Source organism: Chelatococcus sp. XZ-Ab1 (assembly GCF_029309855.1).
GTDB lineage: Bacteria > Pseudomonadota > Alphaproteobacteria > Rhizobiales > Beijerinckiaceae > Chelatococcus_A > Chelatococcus_A sambhunathii.
Genome location: NZ_JARKII010000006.1, coordinates 47,411 through 59,875 on the forward strand (window position 1 = coordinate 47,411; position 12,465 = coordinate 59,875).

Sequence of the window (12,465 nt, forward strand, 5' to 3'; positions counted from 1 at the left end):
CCGTGCCGGTCCGCTTGTCCTGAGCCGCTTTACCATGCGCTTCGGGCAGCGGAAAGGCAGGGCAGATCAGCGGGCACCGGAGCCGCGCTGGCCGCTGTCGCCCGCGGCCGGCTGCTCGCCGCCCTCCCCGCCGGCCGGCGCGGCGCTGGTGGCCTGCGGCGTGCACACGACCTGATCGTTGAAGACGTAGCAGACGCTCATCTCCCCGCTACGGTAATTGACGCGGAAGACGCCCGCCTCCTTCTGGTGATGCGAGGCGACGAGACCATATTCCCCGGGTTTCTGCGGTCCGGCCCCCTCGCCCGCGGGATAGCAGAAGGTGACGCCGATGGTGCCTTCCTTGAGGCCGTACTGGCAGGCGCCGACCTCGCCCGTGACCCGATCGATGCGGTAGATGCGGTTGAGGTCTGTCTGCGGGGCGGCCTTGAACTCGAACTGGTTGGCCTGCGCGGGCAGGACGAGGGCGACAAGCAGGGCAGCGGCGGCGGGCAACTTCACGATGGGCGACATGACAACTCCGATGCGGGCGAATCGCGTCGGCATTCTACCATCGCGCCGCCGGCGAGAACGGGGCGACCTGTGGCCCGACGGCTTGCCGGGCTTGCCCGCGCCGGCGGCATCGGCTAGCGCTCTGCCATGTCCGACACCATCGCGACCATCGTCTTCGACCTCGACGGCACCCTGGCCGACACCGCGCCCGACCTCATCGCGACGCTGAACCTGATCCTCGCCGAGGAAGGTCTCGAGCAACTGCCGCTCAGCGAGGCGCGCGACCTCATCGGTGCCGGCGCCCGGGCACTGCTCGAACGGGGCATCGCGGCGAACGGCCGCAGCGTCGCGCCCGCGCATCTCGACCTGCTCTTCGAGCGCTTCCTCTCGATCTATGCGGGACGCATCGCGGTCGAGACGCGGCTCTTTCCTGGTGTTGCGGCCGCCCTCGAGCGATTCCGTGCCGCCGGCTGGCGGCTCGCGGTCTGCACCAACAAGTTCGAGCACCATTCGGTGATGCTGCTCAAGGCGCTCGGCATTGCCGGGCATTTCCATGCCATCTGCGGGCGTGACACCTTCCCGTTCTCGAAGCCCGACCCGCGCCACCTGACGATGACGGTCGCGGCCGCCGGCGGCGTGCCGGAGGCGGCCCTGATGGTCGGCGATTCGCAGACCGACATCGCGACCGCCAGGGCCGCCGGTATCCCGGTCATCGCCGTGCCGTTCGGCTACACCATGACGCCGGTGAGCGAGCTTGGCCCCGACATCATCATCGAGCATTTCGACGCTCTGTGGGATGCCGCGGCGGCGTTATACCGCCGCAGTTCCCTCGCCGATTCCTGAAGCCTTCAGCCCTCGACGAGCCGGCGCAACTTGCGCATCTGCGTGTCCTGCTGCTCGTGATAGTCGAGCGTGCCGGCGAAATGCCCCTGCCGATCCATGAGATAGACCGAGGCTGTGTGATTGACCGTGTAGCCATCCCCCTCGGTCGGTACGCGCTGATAGGTGGCGCGATAGGCCTTCACCACCGCGTCAATCTCCTCCTGGGTGCCGGTGAGGCCGATGATGCGGGGGTCGAACGACTCGAGGTAGGTCGCCATCAGCTCACGCGTATCGCGCTCGGGATCAACCGAGATAAACAGCACGGTGAGCTTGTCCCCGTCCGGGCCAAGCGCCTTCAGATTCTCCGACATCTCGAAGAGTGTCGTCGGGCACACGTCCGGGCAATGGGTGAAGCCGAAGAAAACGGCGAAGGGGCGCCCGGCGAGATCGGCCGACGACAGCTTCTTGCCGTCGTGCGTCGTCAGGGTGAACGGTCCGCCGATATTGGCGACGCCGCTCGTCCGGACACCCCCCTGGGGCGCCACGAGACGGTCGCCGACGATCCACAGGGCGCCCGCGACCAGCGCGATAACGGCGACGAGGCTCCACAGGATGATGCGCAAACGACTCATGGCGCTGCTCCTCAATGGGTGGTGTGGCTCTTGTGCGCGTCGGTCTTGCCGTCGCCGCGGGCGCCGATGCCCTCCACCTTGAACTCGACCGCGACCTTGCCGGCCTTCTCGAAGACGAGCTCGCCCTTGAAGGCCTCGCCCTCCCTCAGCTGCCGCTGCAAGGGCATGAACATGAGATGGTAGCCGCCGGGCGCGAGCTTCACCGTCTCGCCAGCCTTGATGACGAGCCCTTCGGGGAGCGGGCTCATCTTCATGACGTCGCCTTCCATCTTCATCTCATGGATCTCGCCGCGCGGGGAGATCTCGGCGCTGACGGCGACGAGCCGGTCGTCCGTCTCGCCGGTGTTCTCGATGGTCATGAAGCCGCCGGCGACCGGGGCATTGGCCGGCGTCGCGCGCGACCAGGGATGGCCGATCTTGAGGGCACCGGCCTTGTAGCCGTGCGCCGAGGCGGGGCTGACCAGCGCCGCGAGGCCGACAGCGAGGACCGCCGCACCGACGAGGAAGCGGCGACGGGATGGGGTGCGATGCGCGGCGAGGCCGGCGCGGGAAAGCGATGTCATGAACCTGATCTCCGATGGCGGCGGGCGGGCGACGGATCCCATGTCCGTCAATGGCTCCCACGGACGCCGTGAATGCCTGAAAGCGCTTGATCGGGATCAGATCATCGGCGGCGCACGCGGCGCCGGCTTGAGGCGGGAGAGGTCCCGCCGCGACAGGGGCTCGCCCGCAAGGGGGACCGGTCCGTCGGGAAAGGCGCGTGCGACGGGCGCCGCAGAGGGCACGGCCGCCGGCAGGAGCGCCGGCGAAGGCGTGAGCTGGCCACAGGCCAGGATACAGCGCAGGTCGTGGTGCCCGCCGGGCGCCTCGTCCCCGCTCGCGTGATCGCCGCCCCCCGGCATGCACCAGGCGAGTTCGAGGGGCACGCCGGAACGATCCGCCGCCGCAGCGGGCGTGATGCCCACCGCCCCCGCAAGCAGGGCCTGCAGGGCGAGCGCATAGGCAAGCGCCAGAACAGCGAGGAGGCGCGGCAGCCGCATTCATCCCTCTCGATCGCACATGACACGAGCAGTAGCGCGGCCTTTGCACAGGGGCAACGCGACATTGTGCGCTTCCTCGCTTGACGCCGGCGCGCGGTGCTCATAGAAGGCGCCCTACGAGCCCTGCGGCGGCAGGCGATGCTATGGCTCGGGCGTGTAGCTCAGCGGGAGAGCACTCCCTTCACACGGGAGGGGTCACAGGTTCAATCCCTGTCACGCCCACCATCATTTTCCGCAGAAAAATCGATACGTTAGCGCCGTTCCTGACGCTTGGGCCACTGCCCGACATACACGGTTTGCGCACTTTTTTGCGCACCCATGCGTCGATTGACGCCCACCGTTCGGGGCGATCATCAGCGGGATGGAGCCATGGCCGGCGTTGAGCGCCGCGCCTGCACGCCCTTGGCATGACAGGCCTGACCGGGCTTGCCCCGGCCAACGACTGCTTGCAGTTGCCAAACTTCGCGGCGTGGATGCCCGCGACGAGCGCGGGCCTGACGGCGGTGGCGTATACAGGCCGGTCGGTCGGGCACGCGCCGACGGCGCGCTCCCTCTCCTCTTCCGTCAACGCACCTTGTTCGCGCGCAGCCAGGCGGCGATGCGGCGCGCATCGCCCGAGCGGGCCTCGAGGCGCCGGCCCGCAGCCACGGCGCGGGGCGTGGCGCCGACGGGCGCGGATGACGCCTCCGCCTCGCCTTCGCCATCGGCCGCTCGTCGTGCCCTGACCGCGGCGGCGAGCAGCCTGCCGGCGACCGCCGATGCCTCCTCCGCCACCTCGAGCGCGGCCTGCCAGCCGTCTCCTGCCTGATCCGCGCGCTGCGGCACGCCCAGCGGCCAGGCCGCCCTTTCCATGCGGGCCGCCAGCGCGGCGAGACGGCGCGCCGCCTCCGCCGTGCCGCGCCCCTGCCCGCCCGTCTCGGCGCAGACGAGAGCGCTGTCGAGGCCCACGACGGCGAGATTGGTCGCAAGCGTGCGAATGCGCGCTCCGGCCGCATCGGCCTGCGCGCCATGCATTGAATTCGCCGAATCCGCCATGACGTCTGACCCCATTTTAATCACATACGACTAAAATACGGCATCGAGTGTTGAGTATTCATTTACGCCATGCCAGCAACCCGAAGCCACCGGTGTGGCAAGGCCGCCACGCGGCGGGCTGATCACGATGTTTTGGCCGCAGGAGCGCCACACTGTCGTTGCGCGAAGGCCGAGGTTTGGACACATTGGCCAAACGAGGCGGAACCTTCGACAGCCTTTTGCCATTCTTAAGATCATCCCGCACCCACCCATCGAGGCAACCGATGCGCGGCATTCTCATTGCCATAACCGGTCTCGTGGCGCTCGCGGCCACCCCGGCCGGCGCCTATCAGATAGACCCGCTCACACGTCAGCCGCTCTACGAGGCTGAGCAGTATCAGCCCCAGGCGAGCGGCATTACGCGCGAGACGGTGGCCTACAATGGCCGCCACGCCCCCGGCACCATCGTGGTTTCCACGTCGGAGCGGCGGCTCTATTACGTGCTCGGCAACGGTCGCGCCATTCGCTACGGTATCGGCGTCGGCCGCCCCGGCTTCACCTGGGGCGGCGTGAAGACGGTATCGATGAAGCGCGAGTGGCCCGACTGGCGCCCGCCGCCGCAGATGCTGAAGCGCCGGCCCGACCTGCCGCGCTACATGCCCGGCGGCCCGGACAACCCGCTCGGCGCGCGCGCCCTCTATCTCGGCTCCTCGCTCTATCGCATCCACGGCTCCAACGAGCCCGACACCATCGGCCAGGCGGTGTCCTCCGGCTGCATCCGCATGATGAACGAGGATGTGGTCGACCTCTACGACCGCGTGCGCGTCGGCACAAAGGTTGTGGTGATGCGCTGAGCCGCTGGCTCACTGCCGTTTGTGACGAAGCCGGCCGCCGCGCGACCGGCTTTCGTCCATAAGGCATTCACAGACGGGCGTGCCATAGTCTCCTCCCCTCATCGTCTCCTCACCGGCTCCCGCGACAACCCCTTCTCCTCGAGCTCCGCAAGATAGGCCTGCCACTTCGCCTCGAAGTCGTTGCCCAGTTCGTAGAGGTAGTCCCAGGTATAAATGCCCGTGTCGTGCAGGTCGTCGAAGACGAGCTTGACGGCGTAGCGGCCCACGGGCTCGACGCCGATGATCTCGACGTTCTTCTTACCCGACACCGTCTTGCGGTCGCCCGGCCCGTGGCCGCGCACCTCGGCGGAGGGGCTCGACACGCGCAGGTATTCGGCTGCGAGCGCGAACTGACGCCCGTCCTCAAAGGTGACGAGGAGTTGGCGGCGATCCTTCGCCAGGCGGACCTCGCTCGGCCAGTGGATGCTTTCCATGGATCGGGTGCTCCCACGCGCGGGACCGTGATCGGGCTTCATGCGAGATGCGCCGATCCGGGATTGATGCCTTGGCGATGACACTTAAATTGGTACGGTAAAAGACGCCAGAGCGGCAGCGCCGCTGGAGGGAGGGACCGGCATTGGCCGACACGACCGTTCTCGACCGGGGCGAAGCCCGGCCGACCTTGCCGCTCGTCGACCCGTTCGCGCGCGCCATCACCTATCTGCGCGTATCGGTGACGGACCGCTGCGACCTGCGCTGCGTCTATTGCATGGCCGAGGACATGCACTTCCTGCCGAAGCGCGACCTGCTGACGCTGGAGGAGCTGGACCGGCTGTGCAGCGTCTTCATCCGCCGCGGCGTGCGCAAGCTGCGCATCACGGGCGGCGAGCCGCTGGTGCGGCGCGACATCATGCGCCTGTTCGGCTCCCTTTCGCGCCATCTCGACAGCGGCGCGCTGGAGGAGCTGACGCTGACCACCAACGGCACGCAGCTCGCCCGCCACGCGCGCGACCTCGCCGCCTGCGGCATCCGGCGCATCAACGTCTCGCTCGACACGCTGTCGCCCGCCACCTTCCGCACGCTGACGCGCTGGGGCGACCTCGACAAGGTGCTCGCCGGCATCGATGCGGCGCAGGAGGCGGGCCTCGCCGTCAAGATCAACGCCGTGGCGCTCAAGGGCGTCAACGAGAACGAGATCCCCGCGCTGATGGAATGGGCGCACGGGCGCGGCATGGACCTCACGCTCATCGAGGTGATGCCGCTCGGAGAGATCGAGCCGGCGCGGGTCGACCAGTTCCTGCCGCTCTCCCTCGTCAAGGCGCGGCTCACGGAGCGCTACACGCTCGACGAGCTCGACTATCGCACCGGCGGCCCCGCGCGCTACGTCCGCGTGCGGGAGACGGGCGGGCGCCTCGGCTTCATCACGCCGATGACCCATAACTTCTGCGAGAGCTGCAACCGCGTGCGCCTGACCTGCACGGGCACGCTCTACATGTGCCTCGGCCAGGAGGACGCGGCGGACCTGCGCGCGCCGCTGCGCGCCTCGATGAGCGACGGGCCGGTGGAAGAGGCCATCGAGCGCGCCATCGCCCGCAAGCCGCGCGGCCACGACTTCGTCATCGACCGGCGCCGCCGCCAGCCCGCCGTCGGCCGGCACATGAGCGTCACCGGCGGTTGACGCACAGTCCCTTCTTCGCGATCTATCCCCGAGCTGCCGATCTGCGGCGGCCATCTGATTTGCGGAGGCGCCCATGGGTGCGGGTGAGCGTTACGACGTCATCGTCGTCGGCATGGGCGGCATGGGCAGCGCCGCGGCCTACCAGCTCGCGCGGCGCGGCAAGCGCGTGCTCGGGCTCGAGCGCTTCGACATCGGCCATGGCATGGGCTCGTCGCACGGCGTCAACCGCATCATCCGCCTCGCCTATTTCGAGCATCCCGACTACGTGCCGCTGCTGCGCCACGCCTATCGCCTGTGGCGCGAGACGGAACAGGCACACGGCGAGCAGTTGCTTTTCATCACGGGTTCCATCGACGCCGGGCCGCGCGGCAGCCGCGTGGCGGCGGGCTCGCTCGCCTCGTGCATCGAGCATCGGCTCGACCATGAGGAGTTGACGGCGCGGAACCTCGCCGAGCGCTTTCCCGGCTGGCAACTACCGGAAGGCTATGCCGCCGTCTACCAGCCGGAAGGCGGCTTCGTCGCCAGCGAGCGCGCCATCCTCGCCCATGTCTGGCTGGCGCTGCGCCATGGTGCCGAGATCCGGGGGCGCGAGCCGGTACTCGACTGGTCGTCTGGCGGCGAAGGCGTCTCGGTGCGCACGCCGCAGGGCACCTATCACGCCGAGCGGCTCGTGCTGTCCGCCGGCGCCTGGATGGGCGAGATGGTGCCGGCGCTCGCCGGCAAGGCCGTGCCGGAGCGGCAGGTGATCGGCTGGTTCTGGCCGAAGGACCCCGCCTTGTTCGCGCTCGACCGTTTCCCCGTCGGAAATCTCCTCACTGAGCACGGGCACTTCTACGTCTTCCCGCAATGGGGCATGCCCGGCTTCAAGATCGGCCTCTACCACCATCTCAACGAGACGGGGGCGGCGGACGACCTGCCGCGCGAGGCGAACGCACGCGACGAGGAGGCGCTGCGCGCCGGCATCCGCCACTATTTCCCGGCCGCGGACGGGCCGGTGATGTCGCTGCGCGGCTGCCTCTTCACCAACACGCCGGACGAGCATTTCGTCATCGACACGCTGCCGGGCGACCCGCGCGTGATCGTGGCCTCGCCTTGCTCGGGCCACGGCTTCAAATTCGCCAGCGCCATCGGAGATATACTCGCAGATCTGGCCAGCGGTGCACGCCCTGCATTCGATCTCGGCCTGTTCAAGCTCGACCGGCTGGGCAAAGCGGCGTAATCATCGGCTGTTTCGTCCGAGGAGTTCATCTTGGCCACGGCTGCCGACAACCGGCGCGGCATCGTTGCGATGCTGGGCGCCATGGCGCTCTTCTGCGGCAACGACACGCTGGTGAAGCTTGCCACGGGTGCGTATCCCGCAAGCCAGATCCTTGCCGTGCGCGGCCTATTCGCCGTCATCGCGGCGACGGTGCTCGCCTTCGCCCTCGGCCAGGTCGGCAGCTGGCGCGGCCTTCGCAATCCCATGCTCCTCCTGCGCGCCTTCCTCGAGGCGGCGGTCGCCTTTACCTTCATCACCGCGCTCGCCCACATCCCGCTCGGCAACATCACCGCCATCCTGCAGGCGACGCCGATCCTCATGACCATGATCGCCGCCGTCGTCGGCCTCGAAACCGTCGGCTGGCGGCGGTGGTGCGCCGTCTTCGTGGGGTTCTGCGGCGTGGTGCTCATCGTCAAGCCGGACATGGGCGGCTTCGACGCCTGGGCGCTCGTCGCGCTCGGCGCTGCGGCGCTCGCCGCCACGCGCGACCTCGTCACCCGCCAGATCCGGGCAGAAGTCTCGACCGGCCTCGTCACCATCGCCAGCGCCGCCGCCGTGCCGCTCGTCGGCCTCGCCCTGTCGCCGACCCAGGAGTGGCAGCCGATCGACGCCCGGGCCACGGGCTTCCTCGCCGGGGCGGCCGTGCTCGTCTCGCTGGGCAACTATTGCCTCATCGTCGCCTGCCGCGGCACGGACGTGTCGCTCGTCTCGTCCTTCCGCTACAGCGTGGTCGTCTGGGCCGTCATGCTTGGCTTCCTCGTCTGGGGCGAGTTGCCCGACACGCTCGCCATGGCTGGCACCGGCCTCATCGTCGCTGCCGGCGTCTACACCATCCATCGTGAGCGCGTGCGCATGCGTGAGGCCCGCGCCGCGGCCGCGGCGCCGCAGCCGCAGGCCAAGCCCGTGCCGGCGGCGCAGCCGTGAACCGGCCCTTTCCGCCCCAGGCGGTCACGGCGCCGCCGCGGCCGAGCCTTGCCGTCCTCGTGGCGGTCTCGGCCCTGCAGCCATTCGCGCTCAATGTGCTCGCGCCGGCAACACCGGCGCTGGCGCGCACCTTTGCGACAGACTACGCCACCATCCAGCTCACCCTCGGGCTCTATCTGCTCGCCGTCGCCGTCACGCAGGTGGTGATCGGCCCGATCTCCGACCGGTTCGGCCGTCGGCCCTGCGTCATCGGCGGTGTCGCGCTGTTCACCATCGGCTCCTTCGCCGGAGCCTTTGCGTTCGACACCGTGACGCTGCTCGCCGCCCGCGTCGTACAGGCGGCAGGCGGAGGCACCGCCTTCGCCCTGGCGCGCGCCATCGTGCGCGACACGTCGGAAAGGGACGAGGCGGCGAGCCGCATCGGCTATCTCACCATGGTCATGGTGGTGGCGCCGATGGTGGCGCCCTTCGTCGGCGGCGTCATCGATTCCCACCTCGGCTGGCGCGCCATCTTCGGCGTGAAGACGCTCTTCGGCGTGGCGGTGCTCGCCTATGCCTTTGCCGTACTCGGCGAGACGGCGCCGAAGACGCATCTCACCAGCGTCGGCGACATGCTGCGCGCCTTCCCGCTCCTGCTCGGCGACCGGGGTTTTCTCGGCTATGCGCTCGCCATGTCCTTCACGAGCGCGGCCTTCTTCGCCTTCATCGCCGGCGCGCCCTTCGTCGTGGTGGAGAGCATGGGGCGTTCGGCGGATGTCTATGGCGCCTTCTTCGCGCTCACGGCGCTCGGCTACATGGTCGGCAACTTCGTGTCCGGCCGCTATGCCCTGCGCATGGGCACCGATCTCATGGTAACGATCGGCACCGTGCTCTCGCTCGCCGCCATAGGCGCCGAGGTCGTGCTCATCGCCATGATGCCGTGGACGCCGGTGACGCTGTTCCTGCCGCTCGTCGTCAATGCGGTGGGCAACGGCCTCACCATGCCCGGCGCGACCGCCGGGGCGCTGTCAGCCCGGCCGGAGGCGGCGGGCACGGCCGCGGGCGTCGCCGGCGCGCTGCAGCTCGGGCTCGGCGCGCTCGTCTCCTTCATCACGGGGGCGGCAGTGGTCGCGGCGCCGACGGCGCTCATCGCCGTGATGGCAATCTGCATCGTCGCAAGCTTTGCCGCCCATCGCTACGGCCGCTCCGGACGCAGCCGCTAGAGCCTGTGCCTTAATGTTTGAAGACGGATTGACCGATCAGGTTGGAACACCCTGAAGGCATCCGGCTCCAGGATTCAGACCAGCATCCGACAAGCCCGCCATCCGTGCGGAAAGGCGCGAGCGCCCTGCTTGTATGCGACTGAACGATGCGCTACCACCCGTGCCGGGCGGTGGGCGTCAGACCCATCAATGGCCGCCCTCCAGGGGAAAAACCTCCAGACGAGAGGTAGCGGACGGTCCGGGAAGGGAGTCTACGTGTCGATTCTGCTTGCGATTTCAAGGGCCATTGACGCGATCAATGCGCGCATCGGCCGCTGGGTTGCCTGGTTGATCGTGGTCGCGATCGCCATTTCAGCCGTCAATGCCATCATCCGCAAGGCGTTCGACATGTCGTCGAATGCCTGGCTGGAGCTGCAGTGGGTCTTGTTCGGCGCCGTGTTCCTCGTGTGTGCGCCGTGGACGCTGATCGTCAACGAGCACATCCGCATCGACGTGGTGCACGCTCGCCTCTCGCCGCGCGTGCGGAACTGGATCGAGATCTTCGGCACGGTCTTCTTCCTCATGCCGCTGTGCGTCGTGATGCTGCTGACCTCGATCCCCTTCGCCGAGCGGTCCTATGCCATCAACGAGCAATCGCTCAACGCGGGCGGCCTGCCGCAATGGCCGGCGAAGATGCTGGTGCCGCTCGGCTTTGCCCTGCTGCTGGTGCAGGCTGTTTCGGAGCTCATCAAGCGCATCGCGGTGCTGCGCGGCGACATCGACGATCCCCACGCCGACGCTGAACTTCCGCCAGAGGTGGCCGAAGCGGAGCAGATGATCCACAACCTCGGGCCCGACGCCGGCTCTGGCCGGCCCTGACAATCCGCGAACGCTTCAGGAGCCTCTCCATGGTGGAGTTCTTCATCCACAACATGGCGCCGATCATGTTCGCGGCGCTCGTCATCTTCCTGCTTCTCGGCTATCCGGTGGCCTTCGCGCTGGCAGCCAATGGCCTCATCTTCGGCCTCATCGGCATCGAACTCGGCCTGTTCGTGCCCGACTTCCTGCAGGCCCTGCCGGAGCGCGTCTACGGCACGATGAACAACGATGTGCTGCTGGCCATCCCGTTCTTCACCTTCATGGGACTCATCCTCGAGCGATCGGGCATGGCGGAGGATCTGCTCGATACCATCGGCCAGCTGTTCGGCACGGTGCGGGGCGGCGTCGCCTATGCGGTGGTCTTCGTCGGCGCGCTGCTCGCGGCGACCACGGGCGTCGTGGCCGCCTCTGTCATTTCGATGGGCCTCATCTCGCTGCCGATCATGCTGCGCTACGGCTATGACCGGCGCCTCGCCACCGGGATCATCGCCGCCTCGGGCACGCTGGCGCAGATCATCCCGCCCTCGCTCGTGCTGATCGTCATGGCGGACCAGCTCGGCCGCTCCGTCGGCGACATGTATCAGGGCGCCTTCATCCCGGGTGTCGTCCTGACGCTGCTCTATGCGGGCTACGTCTTCGTGGCCAGCATGGCGAGTCCGAAGATGGCGCCCGGCCTGCCGCCGGAAGCGCAGACGCTCAACGATCCCGACGGCCGCGCGCGGCGCCTGTCGCTGCTCGTCGTGACCGTCATCGCCGGCACGGCCGCCTATCTCGTCATGCAGCGCAGCAACGTGCGCAACCTGGCAGACCTCGTGGTGCTCACCATGACGCTCGCGGTGGCCATCGCCTTCGTGCTCGCGCTCCTCAACAAGCTCCTGCGGCTCAAGCTCTTGTCGCGCATGGCGGAGGAGGTCATCTTCGTCATGGTGCCACCGCTCGCGCTCGTCTTCCTCGTGCTCGGCACGATCTTCATCGGCGTCGCCACGCCGACCGAGGGTGGCGCCATGGGGGCGACCGGGGCGGTGCTGCTGGCGCTGTTCAAGCGCCGGCTGACGTTCGACCTCCTGCGGCAGGCAACGTTCTCGACGGCGAAACTGTCCGCCTTCGTGCTTTTCATCCTTCTCGGCGCGCGCGTCTTCGCGCTGACTTTCTACGGGGTCGACGGGCACAAGTGGGTGGAGGAACTGCTGGTCGCCCTGCCGGGCGGCGAGATCGGCTTCCTGCTCTTCGTCAACTTCCTCGTCTTCGTGCTCGGCTGCTTCCTCGACTTCTTCGAGATCGCCTTCATCATCATCCCGCTCCTCGTGCCGGCGGTGGAGCGGCTGGGGATCGACCTCATCTGGTTCGGCGTGATCCTCGCCATCAATCTGCAGACGAGCTTCCTGACGCCGCCGTTCGGTTTCGCGCTGTTCTACCTGCGCTCGGTGGCGCCGCGGCAGGCCTATCGTGACCGGCTGACCGGCAAGACGACGGCGCCGATCCTGACGAGCCAGATCTACTGGGGCGCCCTGCCCTTCATCCTCATCCAGATCCTCATGGTCGCGATTGTCATGCTCTTCCCCCAGATGGTGCTTCACTACAAGTCGGGCCACGTGGAGCTTGACGAGCAGCAGCTCGAGCAGCAGTTGCAGAATCTTGCGCCGCGGCTCGACCAGTTCGCCCCGCCGATGGACCTCGGTCCGCCAAAGTTCGACTGATCGATGAGAGAAAGAAGA

General features: G+C 68.2%; 14 protein-coding genes and 1 tRNA gene. 9 read left to right on the forward strand and 6 right to left on the reverse strand.

Going from position 1 to position 12,465, the window contains the following annotated elements:
* Nucleotides 1–66: 66 nt before the first annotated feature.
* A complete protein-coding gene (locus P2T65_RS09855) occupies nucleotides 67–543 on the reverse strand; it encodes a hypothetical protein (RefSeq protein ID WP_055459024.1) in 477 nt (158 codons plus the stop codon).
* 93 nt (nucleotides 544–636) lie between these two features.
* Here P2T65_RS09855 and gph point away from each other — a divergent pair, with 93 nt between their 5' ends.
* Nucleotides 637–1,332: a phosphoglycolate phosphatase gene (gene gph / locus P2T65_RS09860; RefSeq protein ID WP_055459025.1), complete on the forward strand. Its 696-nt coding sequence runs from the start codon at nucleotides 637–639 to the stop codon at nucleotides 1,330–1,332.
* 5 nt (nucleotides 1,333–1,337) lie between these two features.
* Here the strand turns inward: gph and P2T65_RS09865 are convergent, their stop codons facing one another.
* From P2T65_RS09865 to P2T65_RS09875, 3 genes are all read right to left on the reverse strand, one after another.
* Nucleotides 1,338–1,943: an SCO family protein gene (locus P2T65_RS09865; RefSeq protein ID WP_055459026.1), complete on the reverse strand. Its 606-nt coding sequence runs from the start codon at nucleotides 1,941–1,943 to the stop codon at nucleotides 1,338–1,340.
* 11 nt (nucleotides 1,944–1,954) lie between these two features.
* Nucleotides 1,955–2,506: a copper chaperone PCu(A)C gene (locus P2T65_RS09870; RefSeq protein ID WP_055459361.1), complete on the reverse strand. Its 552-nt coding sequence runs from the start codon at nucleotides 2,504–2,506 to the stop codon at nucleotides 1,955–1,957.
* 96 nt (nucleotides 2,507–2,602) lie between these two features.
* A complete protein-coding gene (locus P2T65_RS09875; RefSeq protein ID WP_276199697.1) occupies nucleotides 2,603–2,983 on the reverse strand; it encodes a DUF2946 family protein in 381 nt (126 codons plus the stop codon).
* Nucleotides 2,984–3,133: 150 nt separating this feature from the next.
* Between P2T65_RS09875 and P2T65_RS09880 the strand changes: the two genes are divergently transcribed.
* A tRNA-Val gene (locus P2T65_RS09880) sits at nucleotides 3,134–3,208 on the forward strand.
* Nucleotides 3,209–3,547: 339 nt separating this feature from the next.
* Here P2T65_RS09880 and P2T65_RS09885 read toward each other — a convergent pair.
* Nucleotides 3,548–3,997 (reverse strand): hypothetical protein, encoded by a 450-nt coding sequence (locus tag P2T65_RS09885; protein ID WP_276199698.1) that lies wholly within the window; start codon nucleotides 3,995–3,997, stop codon nucleotides 3,548–3,550.
* Nucleotides 3,998–4,281: 284 nt separating this feature from the next.
* Here P2T65_RS09885 and P2T65_RS09890 point away from each other — a divergent pair, with 284 nt between their 5' ends.
* Nucleotides 4,282–4,851, forward strand: a complete 570-nt coding sequence (locus P2T65_RS09890) for a L,D-transpeptidase (protein ID WP_055459029.1) — start codon at nucleotides 4,282–4,284, stop codon at nucleotides 4,849–4,851.
* Between the two features lie 98 nt (nucleotides 4,852–4,949).
* On the opposite strand, the gene P2T65_RS09895 is transcribed toward P2T65_RS09890, so the two are convergent.
* Nucleotides 4,950–5,324, reverse strand: a complete 375-nt coding sequence (locus P2T65_RS09895; RefSeq protein ID WP_055459030.1) for a DUF971 domain-containing protein — start codon at nucleotides 5,322–5,324, stop codon at nucleotides 4,950–4,952.
* A gap of 143 nt (nucleotides 5,325–5,467) precedes the next feature.
* Between P2T65_RS09895 and moaA the strand changes: the two genes are divergently transcribed.
* The 6 genes from moaA to P2T65_RS09925 all read left to right on the forward strand — a co-directional run bounded on the left by moaA (nucleotide 5,468) and on the right by P2T65_RS09925 (nucleotide 12,447).
* The gene (gene moaA, locus P2T65_RS09900) at nucleotides 5,468–6,508 is read left to right on the forward strand and encodes a GTP 3',8-cyclase MoaA (RefSeq protein ID WP_276199699.1); all 1,041 of its coding nucleotides are present in this window, start codon (nucleotides 5,468–5,470) and stop codon (nucleotides 6,506–6,508) included.
* Between the two features lie 73 nt (nucleotides 6,509–6,581).
* Nucleotides 6,582–7,727, forward strand: a complete 1,146-nt coding sequence (gene solA / locus P2T65_RS09905) for an N-methyl-L-tryptophan oxidase (RefSeq protein WP_276199700.1) — start codon at nucleotides 6,582–6,584, stop codon at nucleotides 7,725–7,727.
* 30 nt (nucleotides 7,728–7,757) lie between these two features.
* Nucleotides 7,758–8,690, forward strand: a complete 933-nt coding sequence (locus P2T65_RS09910; RefSeq protein WP_276199701.1) for a DMT family transporter — start codon at nucleotides 7,758–7,760, stop codon at nucleotides 8,688–8,690.
* The gene (locus P2T65_RS09915; RefSeq protein WP_055459034.1) at nucleotides 8,687–9,892 is read left to right on the forward strand and encodes a multidrug effflux MFS transporter; all 1,206 of its coding nucleotides are present in this window, start codon (nucleotides 8,687–8,689) and stop codon (nucleotides 9,890–9,892) included. Before P2T65_RS09910 ends, P2T65_RS09915 begins: the two co-directional genes overlap by 4 nt.
* Before the next feature lie 255 nt (nucleotides 9,893–10,147).
* The gene (locus P2T65_RS09920; RefSeq protein WP_055459035.1) at nucleotides 10,148–10,750 is read left to right on the forward strand and encodes a TRAP transporter small permease subunit; all 603 of its coding nucleotides are present in this window, start codon (nucleotides 10,148–10,150) and stop codon (nucleotides 10,748–10,750) included.
* Nucleotides 10,751–10,779: 29 nt separating this feature from the next.
* Nucleotides 10,780–12,447: a TRAP transporter large permease subunit gene (locus P2T65_RS09925; RefSeq protein WP_276199702.1), complete on the forward strand. Its 1,668-nt coding sequence runs from the start codon at nucleotides 10,780–10,782 to the stop codon at nucleotides 12,445–12,447.
* Nucleotides 12,448–12,465 lie beyond the last annotated feature (18 nt).

What these genes read in the sequence shown, in the direction of transcription:
- P2T65_RS09865 (WP_055459026.1), bottom strand. Translation starts at nt 1,943, where the DNA reads ATGAGTCGTTTGCGCATCATCCTGTGGAGCCTCGTCGCCGTTATCGCG.
- P2T65_RS09925 (WP_276199702.1), top strand. Translation starts at nt 10,780, where the DNA reads ATGGTGGAGTTCTTCATCCACAACATGGCGCCGATCATGTTCGCGGCG.
- P2T65_RS09890 (WP_055459029.1), top strand. Translation starts at nt 4,282, where the DNA reads ATGCGCGGCATTCTCATTGCCATAACCGGTCTCGTGGCGCTCGCGGCC.
- P2T65_RS09870 (WP_055459361.1), bottom strand. Translation starts at nt 2,506, where the DNA reads ATGACATCGCTTTCCCGCGCCGGCCTCGCCGCGCATCGCACCCCATCC.
- P2T65_RS09895 (WP_055459030.1), bottom strand. Translation starts at nt 5,324, where the DNA reads ATGGAAAGCATCCACTGGCCGAGCGAGGTCCGCCTGGCGAAGGATCGC.
- P2T65_RS09855 (WP_055459024.1), bottom strand. Translation starts at nt 543, where the DNA reads ATGCCGACGCGATTCGCCCGCATCGGAGTTGTCATGTCGCCCATCGTG.
- solA (WP_276199700.1), top strand. Translation starts at nt 6,582, where the DNA reads ATGGGTGCGGGTGAGCGTTACGACGTCATCGTCGTCGGCATGGGCGGC.
- gph (WP_055459025.1), top strand. Translation starts at nt 637, where the DNA reads ATGTCCGACACCATCGCGACCATCGTCTTCGACCTCGACGGCACCCTG.
- P2T65_RS09885 (WP_276199698.1), bottom strand. Translation starts at nt 3,997, where the DNA reads ATGCATGGCGCGCAGGCCGATGCGGCCGGAGCGCGCATTCGCACGCTT.
- P2T65_RS09875 (WP_276199697.1), bottom strand. Translation starts at nt 2,983, where the DNA reads ATGCGGCTGCCGCGCCTCCTCGCTGTTCTGGCGCTTGCCTATGCGCTC.